The sequence below is a fragment of the Paraburkholderia sp. BL17N1 genome, assembly GCF_003634175.1.
In the GTDB taxonomy this organism is placed as follows: domain Bacteria; phylum Pseudomonadota; class Gammaproteobacteria; order Burkholderiales; family Burkholderiaceae; genus Paraburkholderia.
Genome location: NZ_RBIW01000001.1, coordinates 521146 through 534965, shown reverse-complemented (window position 1 = coordinate 534965; position 13820 = coordinate 521146). Strand labels below are relative to the sequence as shown.

Sequence of the window (13820 nt, the reverse complement as noted above, 5' to 3'; positions counted from 1 at the left end):
GCGAGCATGCTTGCGCCAGTGCGTCACCTGTTTCGGACACGGCAGGATCCTGTACATCGGCGCGCATGCCGCTGATGCGCTCGACTTTCTGCTGACCGCCGGAACCGATCCGTACGCGCTTTCGCTCGACGCGGATGGCGGCGCGCAAGCCGATCATCGGTTCGTGCCCGACCGGCTCGAAGCGGCGTCCGTGACGGCGCCCGCTCTCGACATTGCCCGCCGTGAATCGTTCGACGCGGCGATCGTGGTTCTTCCGCCGGACAGCCTGGCCGTCGAAGCGGCAACGTGGCTCAAGCTGATTGCGGACGCGGGCATCAGGAACGTCGCGCTGGTTTCGCCGGTCGCGCAGAACGGGACCGACGGTGCCTCAGCCGTCGAGACCAAAAAACAGGCCTTCGAACTTGGCTTTCGCATTCACGCGCGCTTGACCTTCGCGCGGCTGACTCGTCCGCTGCCGCCGTTGGGCGGCTACGAAGTCTGCGCATTCGAGCGTGCCGCGAACGCGTCGACGGAACAAAGCTCGGCACCCGCCGAAGATATCTTGCGGCATACCGACCCGGCGTCGCAAACCGCAGTCGCTGAGTTCACGCAGATCGACGGCTTCGTTCGAGCCGGCGACGCCGTTCTCGTGCTGGACAATACGGCCGGCAGCGGCGCTTACGTCGTTGCGCAGAACTCGGCCGCGCGCCACGTGCTCGGCATTGTGCCGGAGGCGTCGCGGTGCGGTTATGCGTCGGCTCAATATGGCGAAGCCGGCCGCGTCGATTTCAAGCCGTGGGCCAGCGAGGCCTTGCATGAGCTTGCGAGCCATTCATTCGACGTGGTGATTTGCCGCGACGTTCGCCGCTTCGCGCCGCTCGACTGGCCGCGGCTTGCCGACATCGTGCGGCCGGGCGGCCGGTTGATTCTGGGCCTCCAGGCGCCGCAGAGGACGGGCGACGCGTCCGTCGAATTACAGTCGCCGGTCGAACTGCTGCGCTCCAGTGCCGGTTCGACCCCTACAAGCTGGCTGCCGGAATGCGCGTTTATTTCGCCGCCAGGTGTGCCGTCGGACGTCGCCTGGCGCAAGATGGCACTCGACGAGCGCCTCGTGGCCAGCGACGGTCATGTGATCGTCGTCTCGATGCGTGATCCTGTCGGCGCGGATGCGTCGGCTTTTGTCGATACGATGTACCAGCACGCCGATTCGCCGGCGTTCAATGTATTGCCGAACGGACGCGGCATGGTGAATCCATGGCTCTTCAGGAGCATGGTGACCATCGGCACGCGCATGAACAACGATGCCGAACTGGGCAGCTTGCAAGCGCGAGTCCTGGAGCAGGCGCCGCATGACACCGCCGACTATGGCGCCGCGCTTTGTGGCCACGCGTATCGCGTGCTTGCCGCGCGAGCCTCGACGGATACGGTGCGCACTTGCGTGGCGGAAATTCAGGCGTACCTGGATACGAATAAGAAGGACGCACAACATCTGCGGTGGTCGATCTCGCAGAGTTATGTGGCCGCGAAACTGTTGCAGGCGATAGGCGATCTGGAAGGTGCCGAGGCTTGGGCTTTGAAGTGCGCCGCGATGGACCCGGTTCCGTTTAGTCCGCTGCTGGCAACCAAGACGGTTGCGGCGCTCGATCTGGCGGCCAGCTTTGCCGTAGGCCGCCGCGACTATGAGGCCGCGCGCCAGTATCTTGAGCGGGCGGTGCAGGAAGTCCAACGGGTTCTGTCGGGCGACTGGGTGAACATTCTCGGCGACACGGCGAAGCCGTTGGGTTTCGGCTTGCCGGAAGTGTCGCAACTGGCCGAATTAGGCGCACGGTGCGCTTATCTTCTGAATTATCTGGCCGATGCCGAGTATCGGCCTGGGCTGGTGTGGCGTGAACACCGGGGATTTTACGAGCGTGTGTTCGAAGTCAAGGACACTCAGATCGAAGCCTTGCTGGACCGCAACGCCTTCCTGTACGCCGAAACACAGCGTCTGGAGGATGTCGCCCGGCACATGCAAGGCGAAGCCGAGCGGCTGGAAGGCGTCATCCGGCAAGGCAAAGATGAGGAGGCTCGCCTCGAGGGCTTGATTCAGGCGGGCAGGATCGAGGCAGACCGCCTGGAAGGCGTGATTAGAGAGAAGGATCGCGACGTGGCTGCTCTCAAACAGGCTGCCGCTGCAGGCGAAGCAGAAAAGGCTCGTCTCGCGGTTGCGCTCAAGGAACAGGTGCTCACCAGCGAGGCGCTGCGCGTCGCCGTTGCGCGAACCTTGAAGGCCAGGTTGCGGCGCGCGGCTCGTGCTTTTTCGCGGAGGTTCGGTATGACGGGCCGCACCCGCCAGCCCGCACCGGCCGCTCGGCCCCAAGCGCCGGTCCCGGCGCTCGTGAAGCGCTTCCCCAATGCGCCATTGTTGCTGAACGAACGGCGCGTCGCGCAGTGGCTCGCGCAGTTCGAAGCGGATGCGCCGCATTGGGCGTCCAGTCAGTCGCTCGCGTCTGTCTTGCCTGCAAGCGAGCGTGGTGCGGGCGACCTGAATGCAGATGACACGCAACTGAAAATCATCGCCGCCGCCGATTTGCGGTCTTTGGGACCGCAAGCGCCTGGCGTGGTGATCGTCGTCGTGTTCACGGCGGGCGACAACCCGTACGCGTTGCGCAGCGACGTCTACGACCATGTGGACTTGTGTATTGCACTCGACCATCACGTGTTCCTTGGGCTGGCGTTGCTACACCCCATGGTGATCGAAGCGACACCCGCAAACGTCGTCGACTCCGCGCGCCGTTTCTGGAAAGCGATCAATAGCACGCAGCCGTTGATCGTGCCGGACGCTGCCGCCTTCAACCCGTCGGTCGCGCCGGTCGTGATGCTGCAGGTCGACAGCTTCATGGTCGGCGGTCTGGAACGTGTCGTCTTCGACTTGCTGGACCGTTTGGGCAAGGCGGGCTTTCAACCCATGCTCGGTTTCACGAGCGAAATCGCGACCGAGGCCGAGGCCGAACTCAAGGAGCGCCAGTTCGACTACGTGCGCCTGCCAGGCGATCCCGCCGAGCTTCGCGCCGTGCTGGTCGAGCGGAAGGTGGCGCTCGTCAATGCTCACTATTCGCTGTCGCTCAGCGAGGTGTGCGCTTCGCTGAAGATACCGTTCGTCCAGACCGTGCATAACATGTACATGTGGCTCGACGCCGCGGGCAAGGAACAGTGGCGTCGCGTGGACGAGGTGACGGACGCTTATATCTGCGTGTCGGCCAATGTCGCGATGTTCGCCGATGTGAACCTGCGCCTGAGCGCGGACCGCATGATCGTCGTGCCGAACGGCTGCGACTCGGGCAGCGCGATGCCCTTGCTCGAGCCGGAGCGCGACCTCGCGCTGCGCGAGGAACTCGGATTTCCGGCGGATAGTCCGGTCTTCGTCAATGTCGCCTCGATCAATCCGGTGAAGGGTCAGGGTTTGTTGATCGACGCGTTTGCGATCGCGCATGCGAAGCGGCCCGACATCCGTCTCGTGATCCTCGGCAAGCATTCGGATGCCGGCTACGCCGCGCGGCTCCAGGAGCGCATTGCGCATCACGGCTTGCAAGGTGTGGTGTCGATGCCCGGCTATCGGTCCGACGTCTATCGATTCGTCGACCTGGCGCGCGCGGTCGTGATGCCGTCCTTTACCGAAGGCTGGAGTCTGGCGATATCGGAGACGCTTCAGCGCAACGCGCCGGTCATTGCCACCGATGTGGGCGGCGCCCGCGAACAGTTGATTGGCGAGGCAAGCACGGTGATTCGCGCCTATCGTGACGACTGGTCGACGCTGGACGGCGCCGAGTTCTATCAGGCCATCGCCAACGAGTGGGAACTGCACGCGGTTCGCGACGAACTGGCCAGAACGATGGTCGAGCACGCCGAGCGGCCGGTGCGCCAGCCGCGCGAGAGTTTGCAGCAGTCGTTCCAGTCGATGACACCGACGGAAGCCTACACGCGGCACGCCGAGATTTTCGCGGCCATCCTGACTCGCACGAACGCCGATTGCGTTCGCTACGCGTCGTATTTGCCTCAGCGTCAAAGCCGTTACTTCAAGTTGACCGATGCGCGGCCCGAAGTGGTCTGAAGCTGCCGGTTTCAAAGGATATCTACCATGGCAAAGAAAAAAGTAGTGGTGTTTGCCGGCACACGGCCGGAAGCGATCAAGGTGATCTCGGTGGTGCAGGCGCTGCGCGCGGCGCCCGACGATTTCGACGTGTGCCTGTGCTCGGTCGGACAGCATCGGGAAATGTTGATGCAGGCCTTCGCGGACTTTGGCGTGACGCCGGACGCGAGTCTGGACGTGATGTCGCAGAATCAGTCGCTGGCTGGGCTGAGCGCGCGTCTCTTCACCGCGATCGACGAATTCCTCGCCGCGCAGTCGCCCGACATCATCCTCGTGCAGGGCGACACGATGACCGTTCAGGTGGCCGCGTTGACGGCGTTCTATCGTCGCATTCGCGTCGGGCACATTGAAGCCGGGTTGCGCAGCCATGACATGGCCGCGCCGTTTCCGGAGGAACTCAATCGACGTGTGGCGTCGCTCGTGACCGATCTCCATTTCGCACCGACGGAACTGTCGAAGAAGAATCTGCTGGCGGAGCAGGTGCCCGCGGAGCAGATCTTCGTGACCGGCAATACCGTGGTGGATGCGCTGTATCTGATGCTCGAGCGCCTGAAGAACGAGCATGTCGAATTGCCGGAGCGTGTCGAGGCCGCACTCGCGGAAGGGCGGCGCATCGTGCTGGTGACGGGGCATCGTCGCGAGAGTTTCGGGCCTGGCTTCGAGAACATCTGCACGGCGTTGCGGACAATCGCCGAGGCGCATCCGGACGTACGTATCGTCTATCCGGTGCATATGAATCCAAAGGTGCGGGAAGTGGTCAACCGCGTGCTGAGCGATCAGCCGGGCGTCTATCTGGAAGAGCCGTTGACCTACAAGCCGTTCCAGCGGCTCATGGCGGCCAGCCACATCATCCTGACCGACTCGGGCGGCATTCAGGAAGAAGGGCCCGCGTTGGGCAAGCCGGTTCTCGTGATGCGCGATGTGACCGAGCGGCCGGAAGGCGTCGAGTCCGGCGTCAACAAACTCGTCGGCACGGACGTGGCCACGATCGTTCGTGAGACGGCGCGTTTGCTCGACGATCCTGCTGCTTATCAAGCAATGTCCGCCGGCAAGAACCCGTTTGGCGATGGAACCGCGGGCGCTCAGATCGTTGCCATTCTGAAATCGAAGTTCGCCCAGCTCTGATTGGCATTTCGCTGGCGGTCGCGGGCCGGGCATCCGTTGAGCTCGCCCGCTTGCGCCTGCGCTTGCGTTCAGCGCGCATTCGGCCGAGTGCTGTCAGCGTGGCCATGTGGTATTGATCGATAAAAAAATATGAAATCCAAAGACCGCACCTGGGCAGCGGGGGCGCCCATCGCGGCCGGGCCGAACGCACCGGTAATCGATGACAAGGCCTCTAACGGGATCTGGTTGCTAGCCGTCTTCGCAATCACGTTCGGGCTGACGTTCGCGCGGATGCCGCAACGCCTGACACAAGGCTTCCTATGGGCGGAGGACGCATCGATCTTTCTCAAGGGCGGCTACGAGGAAGGCTTCAGGTCGATATTTGCTCCGTACGCGGGCTATCTCCACGCGGTTCCGCGTCTGCTCGTTGCGGCGTATGCATCCGTGGGTTCGCCTGTCCATGCGCCACTGGTCCTGGCGTGGGTCTGCGCGATCGTGCTGGCCGGCGCTGCAACACTGCTGTTTACTGCCGTGTATCGCTATGTCGGCCGCGTTGCGGCCATGTGCTTCGCGCTTGCGCTGATTGTCGTCCCTCAGGATGGCGAAATATGGCTGACGGTCACCAATCTCCAGTGGATCCTCGGGCCCTTGCTTCTCGTTCTGCTCTGGCGGGAATTCGCGGCCGGACAGGTTTTTCCAGCGCGAGTGTTTTATCTCGACGCGGCGCTAATCGTGCTGCTGGCTCTGACCGGCCCGTTTGGGCTTGTGTTCAGTGTGTTCGTCATTGGGGCTGCTTTCATCAAGGGGCGGCAAGAGTGGACACGTCGCACATGGGGCCTGTTTGTCGCGTACGGTTTGGCACTGACAGCCCAAATGGCGTGCTTGATGCACGCGAGTTCGCAAGGTGGCCTGGTCAAATTTAATCCGGCTGATTTCCACTGGATCAGTTCTTTCCTTCGTTATTTTGTTCTCGATTTTTTAAGTCCGGCTTCGTTGAACGATCAATGGAGTGGTGGCGTGCGTATTTGCCTGTCGCTAGTCGCTATCGCATGTTGTGGTTTTGCGCTGTATAAGACACCCGGCAATTACCGTTTTGCGTGTGCCGCACTTCTTTTTCTCGCTGTCCTGTTCTGGGCACTTGGCATAGCCCGGTTTGGACGCACGGATCTCGCCATGAGATGGGCGATGGGCGGATCGAGATATCTCTTCGTGCCGTTCGTATTCTGCTTCTGGACATTTGTCATTTGCCTTTCAAAGGCGAATGGCGTTGGTGCCAAATCGGCAGCCGGTGTGCTCCTGCTGCTGGTCTGCATGTCCAGCGCGACTGGTTTTGCGAGCGGAAAATGGCCTGCGACGAATATTACGTCGCTAGTGACTGGTAATGTCGTTTCGTACCGGTTATCGCCTCCGCCTGGCGATTTATTCGTGACGACAATCAAACGCGTGCGGTGAGGCCCCTCAAACCTTTGCGTGGCGTCGGAAAATCGACTCGTGGTCGCGGCAGATAGCGCTGCGCAAAAGGCTCGCTTCGTCAATTGATGTCATGCATTGGGGAGATTCCGCTCCCGCCGAATCGTGGGAAGGGAAAAATCCCGGAAAATCACTGGTAAAATCGTTGTCTCAGAAATAGGCGGCGGGAGAGGCGATTCATGGTGGATTCGGTAAATGCGGGAAAGGACCGAGCGCCGTCGCTGGACATGCTGCGGGGCTATGCGGCCTTGATCGTCGTTTTCGCGCATACCACGGTGGCAGGGCTTTACAAGGTCGAGCCGCTGTGGGGATGGCTGAAATGGACTCCCCTGCGTGTTTTATGGGCCGGCCACCAGGCAGTGATCGTGTTCTTCATGCTCAGCGGCTATGCGCTCGCGCATATGTACGGCGAACTGAGGTCGCGCCGTTACCTTACGTTTGCCGCCGCGCGGATCGTCCGGCTTTATCCTCCGTTCATTGGGTCGCTCGTGGTCGCCGTCGGTCTGTACTGGCTTGTTGGCCGCGCGGGCTATGTCTGGGAGCGCGGCTGGATGTACACGGCGCATCCCGTACTCGACAAGCAGGTGATCTTCGATCATCTGAAAATGATTGGAAGCTATGACACCGGCGCGATCAATCCGCCGATGTGGTCGATCGTGCATGAGATGAGATGGTCGTTGGCATTCCCGATCATTGCCTTTCTCGTCAACCGCTTTCGATTTAAGGCCGTCATTGCAGCGGTAGTAAGCTCGACGCTCATCGGTATTGCGGCGTTGGCTGGATCGCCTACCCATATTCCCTGGCCGCTTCAGGATGCGCTCCTGACGACGCACTACGGTACGTTCTTTGTCATAGGCGCGTGGTTTTATTCGTGTCGTTTTCAGATTGTCGACAGGGTTACTGCCTTGCCGGCCAAGTCTCGCACCATGTGGTGGATCGCGGCGTTGGTCCTGTTCTCCTACCCATTCGACAATCCGTGGAGCATTGGCGGACGCATTTTCGGCGACCTGGGCGTTTCAATCGGCGCATTCCTGCTGATGGCGCTGTCCTTCACCATCAAGGAAGGGCGTGCTTATTCGATTGGACACTGGTTGGGGAAAATCTCTTACAGCCTGTATCTCAACCACTACGTGATACTGAGCGTGTCACTGGTTGTTCTCTATACGCGCTTCGGGCCGGTTCCTGTCTGGATCGCCACGATTTGTGGCGCACTGGTTCTCGCTTTCGTGATGAACAGGCTGGTCGAAGTGCCGTCGCAAAACTGGGCGCGCGCTTTGCGCCGCCGCTTGTCGCCAAAGGCTGCCGAGCGTTCATCAAATAGTGCGAACCTTGTTCAACGATAACGATGGCCGAGATTCAGATAGACCCCGTATCTAGCGTTGAGAATGAACAGTCACGACGCCGGTCTTTAGTCGACGGCGTTTTTGTCTTTGTTCTGGCGCTCGTCGTGCTATTTATCCGCATGCACGGCCGACTGACGCACGGTTATCTATGGGCGGAAGACGCGCCCATTTTCATCAAAGAAGGTTTCGAACTTGGCGCTCGAGCCATCATCACGCCTTATGCAGGATACCTGCATGCGGTGCCGCGCTTGCTGATATACGGCTATACGTGGTTCGGGACAGTTATTTCAACGCCGCATGCGTTTGTCTGGCTGACCACGTCCACCACTCTTGTTTCCTGTCTGTACCTGTATGTGATCGCCGCGCGCTATTTGCCGCGCACCGGCGCCTGGCTGATCGGTCTGTCGCCCGTTCTCATTCCTCACAACGGTGAAGCTTGGCTCACCGTCACGAATCTCCAATGGGTGCTCGCGCCCGTGCTTATTGCGATGATCTGGGACAGCACGCAGCGCACCGACACGAATCGGATTTTCAGCCGTTGTGTCGCTATCGGTCTCCTCTCGCTGACCGGCCCGTTCAGCATTCTGTTTTCGCCCGTTGCCGCGCTGGGCATCGTGGCTCACCTGAAGCGGTCTGGAAAGCGCCTGTGTTGGTTGCCGCTGCTGGTGGTCGTGGCCGGCGGCGCGGTTCAACTAGTGACGCTACTGACAAGCCCGCCAAACCATCCGGCAGCCCACGCAGCAAGCGAATATTTGCACTTCGGCTGGCTGGGCGCTTTTTTCCGCTATTTCGTGCTCGACTTCTTACTCGCCGACCGGTGGATCAATGGTTTGGGCAAAGGCATGTTTTATGTTTCATTCGCACTGTTCGCCGCGGTCCTGGCGTGCGTGGCGACTTTGCCCGGCAAATGGCGCAACGTCTGCGTGATAGCGCTCGCGCTCGCTGTTGTGTTCTGGATGCTCGGCGTGGTGCGGAGTGATGCACCGGAGTTGCCTGTCCGGTGGTCGGGCGTGAGTGCACGGTACACGTTCTTTCCGCTCGTTCTGTGCATGTGGACGTTCGTGATCGTGGCCGCCAGAAACAGAATCGCGCTTGCCCGCTACGCCGCTGCGCTGCTCTTACTGCTGATGCTGGTGAATAGCGCCTTGCGATTCAGGGTTCCCTGGTATCCCTATGAAATCGTGTCGGCGCAAGGTGGCGTTTTCCTCGTTCATGCGCCACCAGGTGATGTGTTCCGGGCAGAGGTCAAGCCTGCGCGCTGATCGTATGCGCGGATAGATCGGCTACGTCGCGCTGACCTTTCAGTGCTTGAAGCTCCACCTCTTGTGCCCCACGTAGCTCGTGAACACCGGTACAGCGACGCCGACGGCATGCGCAAGATCGCGCGCATGCCAGGTCATGCCCATCCGCGGAAACACGTAGTACGCCAATCCGACGCTTACGGCCCAGGTCTGCACGACGGCAACGAGATTGACGAGCGTAAAGAAGAACACAGACCGCCCTGTCGACTGCGTGCTCTTCGTGAACACGAACAGCTTAGCGAGAATGAACGCGGTGATCATCCCGGTGATATACGCGACGACAATGGCGGCCGAGTAGGGCATCCACTTGTTGTAGACAATCCGGCTGCCCCAATTGACCGCCGCGGCAAAGCCGCCGGTCAACAGGAACAGCAGAAAGCTCTTCGAGACGAAGGTACGCTTGGCGAGTGCATGAACCCGGGTCATATCATCTTCGCCATCTTGCGCGACAGGCCGATACTCTCCGAGATGCCACGGTCTTCCGGGTAGTAGTAAGACGTATCGGCCACGAGCAGGCCTTCCACCGGCAACTGGATCGGCGGCAGGCGGTCGAGATAACCCGGCTCACAAATCGGTTGCGCAAAACGATACCGGCTCGCGCGCACGTCGATGAAATCGTCAGTCTTCAATGCCGGATTGATTTTCATCAGATAGCGTTTCACTTTGTCGATGAACGCCGAATCCGGTTCCTGGTACTTCGGATGTTCGCCCGGAATATAAAACGGCACATAGACGACGTGATGATCGAGCGGCCGCAGATTCGTGTATTCGACAATGCCTGGAATATCCATCTCCGGATCGTTGGTGTTCAGCCAGAAGTTTTCGGTTACCGGTTTCTTCAGCTTCGCGATAATGCACACCACGGCCACGTTCTTGACGCTGCGGAATGCGTCGAGAATCCCGGTGGGCAGATCCGGTATCACGCGCGGCACATAGGGCAGCGGAATCGTGCTGATGACCTTGTCGAACGGCAGGAACTCACCGCCGGCTTCGATACCCTTGACTTTCCCGTTCTCGATCACAACCTTCTGCGCGGGCGTGCCAAGACGAAACTCGCCGCCGTTGGCCTCGATATAACGGCGCATGCCTTCCAGCAGCGTATCGGAGCCGCCTTCGAGATAGCCGAGTTTCTCGTGAAAGAGGTTGTAGCGCGAACGGCCGATGCGGCGAATACGACTCCAGATCCACGCTGCGGACAGGTTGTACGCGTAGTCATAGAACTTGTAGTCGAACAGACGCCGCCACAGCACTTCCCACGCTTCTTCACCGATCCAGCGACGAATCCAGCCCGTCGCTTCGACGTGATCGAGCGGTTTCCAGTCGTTGCGCTTGGTCGACAGAAACGCGTGCAGGCCATAGCGGAATTTGGCCTGCAGGCTGAGTCCCTTGAACTTCAGGAGCGCCATGGGGTTGCCCCACGGCTGCACGCGGCCTTGATAGAAGTAACCCATCTTCGTTTCGCGCCACTGCATTTTTTCTTCGAGTCCCAACTCGCGCAGCACCTCGAAGAAAGCGTGATCGGAGATCGCGTGGAAATGGTAGTAACGTTCGATAGAGAGGCCGCCGAAGTCGAAACACGCGGCCATCCCGCCGACCCGGTCGTCTGCTTCGAATATAACCGGCTTGCGCCCGTCCTTGACGAGCTGGTAGGCGGCGCCGAGACCCATCGGCCCGGCGCCGAGTACTGCAATGCGTTGTTCGCTCATAACGTGGCTTGGCTCAAAATTCCAGTGCGATGTGGCTATACGTCGGATCGTTGAAGGTCTCGTCCATGGCCTTGGCGAACGGCGTCGCGCGGATCTTGAAGATGCCTTCCCAATCGATCACTTCGAATTCGTCGCCGGCCGTCAACGCTTTGAGCTGGTCCGCGGTGAACGGCGGATTCTTGTCGAAGACGGCGTACACTTTCAGCAGCACATAGAAGAGACCATACGGAATTCGCACGATCGCGCACGGTGCGCGAGTGGCGCGCTTGATCTGGCGGATGATGTCGATATAGTCCACGCGTTCGAGGCCGGTGATATTGAACGACTGACCCTTGATGCGCGACTCGATGCAGCTGATGATCACATTGCAGAAGTCGCCGACATAAAGCGGCTGACGCATGTATTTGCCGCTGCCGGGAATCGGGAACACCGGCACGCGATGCATGAAGCGCGACAGCCAGCCGAGATGCTTGCGGTCGAACCAGCCGAACATCAGCGTGGGCCGTAACACCACGCATTCGATGCCCGAGGCGTGCACGATCTCTTCCTGCTCGCGTTTCGTCTCGGTATAGAAATCCTCGCCCACGGAATTCACCACCGAGGAACTGATGTGCACCGTGTACGGAATCTGGTTGCGCTTGATCACGTCGAGCACGTTTCGCGTCGACGTGATGTTGTTGCGAATGAACGGTTCGATGGTCGGAGCGCCGATCTGTGCCTGCAGCATCACGACGAGATCCGCGCCTTCGAAGTGCTGCTCCCAACCGCCCGGTTCGGCCAGGTCGGCATAAATTGCCGTGACGTCAGGATGGACCTTGCGAAGCACTTCCAGGTTGGCTTTGTGCTTGTCGATTACGACCAGATTGTCGTAGCCGCGCGCTTTGAGGCGCGCAACGAGGTTCTGGCCGACGAGGCCGGCGCCGCCTGGAAGAAGAATGCGGGTTTGGTTCATGCGTTAACTCTTTGAATGGGGCGTTCAGCAACTTTGTAAGGGCTAGATGATACTAGCAAGCTGCGGCGTCTCCAGAAACGGCCTGGAAACCGCCGGCGGCCGCTGGGGGCAGTGTTTATTGAACGGTCGCTGCGGCGGGCAATACTGCGGGCATCGGTTTTTCGACTTGCGGTGCGCAATACGCACCGGTGGCGGTTTGTCCATCGACTCGTATGCCGCCGCTCGCCGGTGCCTTGAAAAAGGCCGTCCAGCCGCTGTATCGGGCGCTTCGTCCGAATACGTTGCGAACGTCGCCTCGCTCGGCGCCGACAACGCCAGTGCCAAGCGTCATACCGGTGGCGTCGGTAACGACGATTGCGCGTGGCGTGCGCTTGTCTGCCTGATCGTAAATCCAACCCGTCGCGCGATATATGCCGGGGCTCGTCGTCGCGGAGATGTCGTCGATGCTGCCGGCGCAGGGCGAGGACGCGTTGACCTGGCTCGGTGGCACCAGATAGTCGGGCTGATCGGGCGCAAAAATGGACAGGTGTTCCGCCTCAGCTTGCCGCGCGATGTTCGGCAGAGCATCAGGAAACGGATAGACCGGACGGATGATCTCAGGATCATAGACATGAGCCCGCAGCGCGAGGCCGGCGACGAAACGTGCGTAAGTCTCGTCACGATCCGCCCGCACGAAGAAGCGTTGACCCGACGCGACGGCCAAGGTGGCGAGTGCGGCGACGAAGACGGCACGCCTCAATTGTTCCGGTGTGCGGCTGTTCAGCGCAGCAAAGAGGATCAGCGCGAGCCAGCCCATCAGCGAGGCGGTCGTATAGCGGGAAGCCAGCGCTGTCTCCAGGCCGAACCAAAGCCGCCCGCTCGCCGTCAGCAACGCATTGCCCGCGATGAACAAGGCAAAGACGAGCAGGGCCACCCCTTGCGGACGATCGGCACTGGCACGCAAGAGTCTGAAGCAGTTTGCCGCGAGCGCCGCCAACACCAGAATACCCGCGACGTAGGCGCCCGCGAGGCCGGTCCTGATCTGAAAGGCCGGCGAGCCCAGATAGAGCAGTACGTAGCGAATCGCGGCAATGGGATGTTCGCGTACGCCGGCGAGCAGATTGCCGCTGCTACCCGGCTTGTGCCAGTCGATGAAATAGGCAAGCCATACGGCAACGGTCACGATCACGATTGCCAGCAGTTCGCGCGGTTTCAGTCGCGCGTAAAGTGCCTGTACGATAAGCGCGGGAAGCACCAGCACGCCGCTCGACATTGAGTATGCCGCGAGCCACGCACTGACTAACGCCGCCGTCAGCCAGCCGAGCCGTTTGGCCTGTTCGTCGCCGGCATTGGCTTCGGCGGTACGATCGATTGAATGGAACGCGAGCAGTGCAAAGAGATAAACGGCGAACCACTGGCTTTGAAATCCCCACGCGAAGTTTTCCCGCTGCATCCACGAGAAGGCGAATACGAGGATGGCGCCCGCCAGTCCGAAACGCGTCTGCCGTGCGAGGGTGGGGCGGTAGTGGATCGTGATGCGGAAAAAAGCCGCCGCCAGTGCACCCGCGAGCACCAGGTTGGAAATGAGGGAAAAGACATTTCGGCCGCCGAAATAACGAATGTCGGCGAAAAATATCAATCGCGAGAAAGTCAGGCGATGTTCGTTATGCTGTTCGAAAAACGCGTGCCAGGGATTTTGCGCGGCGCGCATATAGAAGCCAATGGAGCCGTCCCACGAGTCGCCGTACGGCAACGGCGAAAAGTGCTGCCACACCGCGAACGCCGTCGTTGCGAACGTGATGACGCCCAGCGCGAATACCGCGTAGTTGCCAGAAGTTTCTCGCCGACTCATCGTCC

At 60.5% G+C, this 13820-nt stretch carries 9 protein-coding genes; 5 read left to right on the top strand and 4 right to left on the bottom strand.

The window, feature by feature from the left end; genetic code table 11:
* Positions 1–10 precede the first annotated feature (10 nt).
* The 5 genes from B0G82_RS02330 (at position 11) to B0G82_RS02310 (ending at position 9287) form a co-directional block, all read left to right on the top strand.
* The gene (locus B0G82_RS02330) at positions 11–4069 is read left to right on the top strand and encodes a glycosyltransferase (RefSeq protein ID WP_158608115.1); all 4059 of its coding nucleotides are present in this window, start codon (positions 11–13) and stop codon (positions 4067–4069) included.
* A gap of 27 nt (positions 4070–4096) precedes the next feature.
* The gene (wecB, locus tag B0G82_RS02325) at positions 4097–5233 is read left to right on the top strand and encodes a UDP-N-acetylglucosamine 2-epimerase (non-hydrolyzing) (protein WP_116142711.1); all 1137 of its coding nucleotides are present in this window, start codon (positions 4097–4099) and stop codon (positions 5231–5233) included.
* Positions 5234–5362: 129 nt separating this feature from the next.
* Complete coding sequence (locus B0G82_RS02320; RefSeq protein ID WP_121306532.1) at positions 5363–6664, top strand: hypothetical protein; 1302 nt, start codon at positions 5363–5365, stop codon at positions 6662–6664.
* 197 nt (positions 6665–6861) lie between these two features.
* Complete coding sequence (locus tag B0G82_RS02315) at positions 6862–8025, top strand: acyltransferase (protein ID WP_121306531.1); 1164 nt, start codon at positions 6862–6864, stop codon at positions 8023–8025.
* Positions 8026–8027: 2 nt separating this feature from the next.
* Positions 8028–9287, top strand: a complete 1260-nt coding sequence (locus B0G82_RS02310) for a hypothetical protein (protein WP_147439415.1) — start codon at positions 8028–8030, stop codon at positions 9285–9287.
* A 39-nt stretch (positions 9288–9326) separates the two neighbouring features.
* Here the strand turns inward: B0G82_RS02310 and B0G82_RS02305 are convergent, their stop codons facing one another.
* The 4 genes from B0G82_RS02305 to B0G82_RS02290 form a co-directional block, all read right to left on the bottom strand.
* Positions 9327–9752, bottom strand: coding sequence for a GtrA family protein (locus B0G82_RS02305; RefSeq protein WP_116142707.1), 426 nt, complete (start codon positions 9750–9752; stop codon positions 9327–9329).
* Complete coding sequence (locus B0G82_RS02300; RefSeq protein ID WP_121306529.1) at positions 9749–11032, bottom strand: NAD(P)/FAD-dependent oxidoreductase; 1284 nt, start codon at positions 11030–11032, stop codon at positions 9749–9751. The genes B0G82_RS02305 and B0G82_RS02300 overlap by 4 nt, the downstream gene beginning before the upstream one ends.
* A 13-nt stretch (positions 11033–11045) precedes the next feature.
* Positions 11046–11984, bottom strand: a complete 939-nt coding sequence (locus tag B0G82_RS02295) for an NAD-dependent epimerase/dehydratase family protein (RefSeq protein ID WP_116142705.1) — start codon at positions 11982–11984, stop codon at positions 11046–11048.
* Between the two features lie 115 nt (positions 11985–12099).
* Positions 12100–13815 carry a hypothetical protein gene (locus B0G82_RS02290; RefSeq protein WP_121306528.1) on the bottom strand — a complete coding sequence of 572 codons (1716 nt, stop codon included), beginning with the start codon at positions 13813–13815 and terminating at the stop codon, positions 12100–12102.
* Between the last annotated feature and the right edge of the window lie 5 nt (positions 13816–13820).

Excerpts from the sequence above, each read along its gene's own strand:
- B0G82_RS02295 (WP_116142705.1), bottom strand. The coding sequence starts at position 11,984 with ATGAACCAAACCCGCATTCTTCTTCCAGGCGGCGCCGGCCTCGTCGGC.
- B0G82_RS02290 (WP_121306528.1), bottom strand. The coding sequence starts at position 13,815 with ATGAGTCGGCGAGAAACTTCTGGCAACTACGCGGTATTCGCGCTGGGC.
- B0G82_RS02300 (WP_121306529.1), bottom strand. The coding sequence starts at position 11,032 with ATGAGCGAACAACGCATTGCAGTACTCGGCGCCGGGCCGATGGGTCTC.
- B0G82_RS02310 (WP_147439415.1), top strand. The coding sequence starts at position 8,028 with ATGGCCGAGATTCAGATAGACCCCGTATCTAGCGTTGAGAATGAACAG.
- B0G82_RS02315 (WP_121306531.1), top strand. The coding sequence starts at position 6,862 with ATGGTGGATTCGGTAAATGCGGGAAAGGACCGAGCGCCGTCGCTGGAC.
- B0G82_RS02320 (WP_121306532.1), top strand. The coding sequence starts at position 5,363 with ATGAAATCCAAAGACCGCACCTGGGCAGCGGGGGCGCCCATCGCGGCC.
- B0G82_RS02305 (WP_116142707.1), bottom strand. The coding sequence starts at position 9,752 with ATGACCCGGGTTCATGCACTCGCCAAGCGTACCTTCGTCTCGAAGAGC.
- wecB (WP_116142711.1), top strand. The coding sequence starts at position 4,097 with ATGGCAAAGAAAAAAGTAGTGGTGTTTGCCGGCACACGGCCGGAAGCG.